We start from the raw sequence: 3,384 nt of genomic DNA on the forward strand, positions 1-3,384 counted from the left end.
GATTGGCGCATCTGTTGCTCCAGCGGGGCATCGGCGCGGAGGATCTTGTGGCAATTGCCCTGCCGCGCTCGGTGGAGATGGTGGTGGCGCTGCTGGCAGTCCTGAAAACAGGTGGGGCCTATCTGCCGCTCGATCCGGACTATCCGCCGGCACGGATCGCGATGATGCTGGACGATGCCGCGCCGAAACTGGTGCTGACCGCGTCCGGGTTGGTCGAGGGCCTGCAGGGCTTCGACCTGCTTGTCATGGATGCTGCGGAGACTGCGGCGGAGCTGGCAAACGCCTCGACAAGAACACCCGACGACCGTGACCGAAACCAGCCCATCGACCCGCGTCATCCGGCCTATGTCATCTATACCTCCGGGTCCACCGGCAAGCCAAAGGGCGTCGTTGTCACAAGACATGGGCTGAGCAATCTGGCCTTTGCCCAGATCGACCGGTTCGGCATCGATGCAGGGTCCCGGGTGGCCCAGTTCGCCTCCTTCAGTTTCGACGCGGCGTTTTCCGAGATCGCCACGGCTCTTGTTTCCGGCGCCGCCCTGGTGATCTGGCCGCGGCCCGCCTTTACGGATCCGGCCGCGCTGAAAACCTTCCTGGAGACGGAACGGATCTCTCACATCACGCTGTCGCCCAGCCTTCTTGGGGTCATGTCCGTCACGGACCTGCCGCCTGGCTGTGTGCTGGTCACCGCCGGTGAGGCCATCAGCGTGGCGGAGGTCAGGCGCTGGTCTGCACGCAGCCGATTGATCAATGCCTATGGGCCGACGGAAGTGACGGTCTGCGGTTCCATGAGCCTGCCACTCTCAGTCAACCTGCATGGGGACATCGCACCGATCGGACTGCCGATCTGGAACGCGCAGCTTTATGTACTCGACCACGCCCTTCGCCCGGTCGCAAACGGGGTGGCCGGTGAACTCTATATTGGTGGGCTCGGTCTTGCGCGGGGCTATCAGAACCAGCCGGAGCTGACGGCGTCCAGGTTCATTGCCGATCCCTTTGCCGGTGCGGGCAATCGGATGTATCGCACGGGCGATCGCGTCTATCGGGCCGCTGACGGCATGCTCTATTTCCTCGGGCGCGGCGACAGCCAGGTCAAGATCCGGGGACGCCGGATCGAGCCAGGCGAAATCGAACGGGTGCTTCTGGAGGAGGACACCGTCGCCCAATGCCTGGTCAGCGTCTACCGCGACCGGCAGGGGAATTCCCGGCTGGTGGCCTATGTTATCGGGCCGGACGGTGCAGATTCTTGCGTGGAGAGCCTGCAACAGGTCTGCGCGAACCGGCTGCCGGACTACATGGTACCGTCTCAGATCGAGCTGTTGCCGTATCTGCCGCGCCTGCCAAACGGCAAGATCGACAGGAAGGCCCTGCCGGCGCCGAGCAGGCCGCATGTGGGGGCGGCAGCGCGCAGGCTGTCGCCGGTCGAGGAAACCGTTTCGGCCGCGTTTGCCGAAACGCTCGGAACTCCCGATCCTGCCCCGGACCAGAGTTTCTTTGCCCTCGGTGGCGACAGCATTTCGGCCATCCGGCTGGTCAGCCTGTTGCGCCGGCAGGGGCTGCAGGTGTCGCCCAAGGATGTCTTTGACCAGAAAACCGTTGCCGGACTCGCGGCAACAGCTAAGCCTCTGAGGAAGGCAGGACAGCGCGAGGAAACGGTGTCGGATCCCGGGAAGGTGCTGCCGACGCCGATCCTGCGCTGGTTTGCGGAACTGGGCGGACCTCAAGACGGATTTTACCAGTCGACCTGTCTGAAACTTCCCGTTGGTGCCAATGCCGCGTTTCTGCAGTCCGCGCTCAGTGCGATCGTGCGTCAGCACGACATGCTGCGCGCACGGACGGGCGGCGACCTGTCGAGTCTTCGGATCGCACCAGTTGTTGCGCAGGACAACGTCGTCGCCCTGAAACGTGTCGATGCCACATCGCAGGCAAGTGACGAAGATCTGACGTGGGAGCTGGAACAGGAGCACAGGACGGCTGTCAGCTCCTTGTCTCTTGCAGAGGGACGGGTGCTGAGCGCGGTCTGGTTCGACAAGGGCGCCGAGAAGGCCGGCATGCTGCTGCTGGCCGCCCATCATCTCGTCATAGACGGGGTATCCTGGCGGATCCTGGTGGACGATCTTCGGGTGGCCTGGGAGGATTGGAGGGCAGGGCGGCCCGTCTCTCCCGAGCCCGCGACAACGTCCTTCCCGGTCTGGTCCCGGCTGCTGCGGGACGAGGCCGCGTCAGCGGGAAGAGCCGCGGAGCTCTCCTATTGGCAGGGGGTTCTGTCGCCGGATGCCGCTCGCCTGATGCCCACTGGTCTGGATCGACGCCGCGACCTTGTCGGTTCCCAGAAATCGCAACGCGTGACGCTCGGACCCAAGGACACGCATGCCGTCCTGACAGGACTGCCGGCTCTCTATTCCTGTGGCCCGCAGGACATTCTTCTGTCGGGGCTTGTCCTTGCGCTCGGCAGGTTCCTGTCTGGACGATCCGATACCGCGCCAAAGTCGATTGTCTGCGATATCGAAGGGCACGGCCGGGAGCCGATCGGTGAAGCCGATCTCAGCCGGACGGTCGGCTGGTTCACGAGCCTTTTTCCCATTCGGCTCGACACGACGCCTTCAGGGGACGCCGCCAACGCGCCCGGCGAACAGGACCTGCGGCACCTCATTGCTTCGGTGAAGGAGCGTTTGCGCGCCGTGCCCGACCGGGGCATCGGCTATGGCCTGCTGCGCTATCTCAACAGGGACACTGCCGCAGTTCTGGCAAGCGCGCCGCGGGCACAGATCGTCTTCAACTATCTCGGCCGTTTCCAGGCCGGAGCAGGTGGCAACTGGAGTCCCTTGCCGGAGTTTGGCGGATTGCGCGGCGGGTTCGATCCCGAAACCCCATTGGATCATGTGCTTTCGATCGACTGCCAGGCGGTGGAGCATGAGGGTGGCTATCACCTGGAAACCGACTTTGGCTATGCGGCACGCCATCTGACGGAACCCGAGGTCACGGAACTCGCGGGCTGCTGGCAGGAGGCTCTCGGCCGCCTGGCCAGGCATGCGGACTGGGAAGGTGCCGGTGGCTACACACCATCGGATTTCCCGATGGCGCAGATGAGCCAGCCAGACGTGGACGGCCTTGCGAAGCGCTACGGCGCCCGGCTTGAGACTGTCTGGCCTCTGACCGGCCTGCAGTCGGGTCTTCTGTTCCATGGCCTGATGGACGCGGAGACGGGCGAGGATGCCTATCTGGTGCAGACGGTCGTCGATCTGGACGGCGAGGTTGACGCGGACCGGTTGAAGGGGAGCCTCAAAGCGCTTGTCGCCCGGCACGCGCCGCTGCGGGCGGTCTTCTGCCACGAGGGCGTGAGCGATCCGGTGCAGGTGATCCTGAAGGATGCCGTGCTGCCGT

General features: G+C 64.6%; 1 protein-coding gene. It reads left to right on the top strand.

Annotation, left to right across the window (positions count from 1 at the left end):
• Positions 1-3,384: amino acid adenylation domain-containing protein (locus tag M0H32_RS29370; RefSeq protein ID WP_248160314.1), on the top strand; the 3,384-nt coding region annotated here is incomplete at both ends.

Source organism: Roseibium sediminicola (genome assembly GCF_023156505.1).
Classification (GTDB): domain Bacteria; phylum Pseudomonadota; class Alphaproteobacteria; order Rhizobiales; family Stappiaceae; genus Roseibium; species Roseibium sediminicola.